The sequence below is a fragment of the Streptomyces sp. H51 genome, from assembly GCF_035656535.1.
GTDB lineage: Bacteria > Actinomycetota > Actinomycetes > Streptomycetales > Streptomycetaceae > Streptomyces.
The window spans coordinates 1-508 of the sequence record NZ_JAYMHD010000036.1; the positions used below are offsets into that span (position 1 = coordinate 1).

General features: G+C 68.7%; 1 protein-coding gene. It reads right to left on the minus strand.

Translation table 11 applies throughout. From position 1 onward, the window contains the following. A partial coding sequence (locus tag VKA29_RS10550; protein WP_324785077.1) for a hypothetical protein occupies window positions 1-452 on the minus strand: 452 nt, incomplete at its 3' end. Window positions 453-508 lie beyond the last annotated feature (56 nt).

Here is a 508-nt window from a genome sequence, read left to right on the forward strand (position 1 = left end):
ATCGACGCCATGTCACTCGCGGCCTGAAGCCTGCCCGATTCCTTCAGCATCTGCGCCTGGCTGTACCGGGCACCGACCACCTCGACCGGAACCTGCGGATCGTACTCGTCGATGGCCCGCCGCATGGCCCACGGCAGCCTGCCGTGCCAGTGGACGATCACCTTACGGTCCTCGGGCCTCGCCTCGATACCGGCAAGACCACGCCCCAGAGGCTGCCCCTCGGCCGCCTCGTAGACGGCACCCGCAGCATTGTTCAGGGAAACCTGCTCATCGACCACCTCCGCCCAACTGGAGAACCCAGCCGGAACAGGCGACGACGAAACAACACCACTCGCACCCGCCGCCGGCTCGGGCCCTTCCACGGCGCCGGCCGTCTGCACGGCCAGACCCCCGCCCACCAGACACACGGCCGTCACCACCGCCGCGACCCGGCCGGCCCTTCCTGATCTCACTCCGCCTCCTGTGACGCCATATCAACCGACCCAGCCACCATGCCCCCCACCATCCA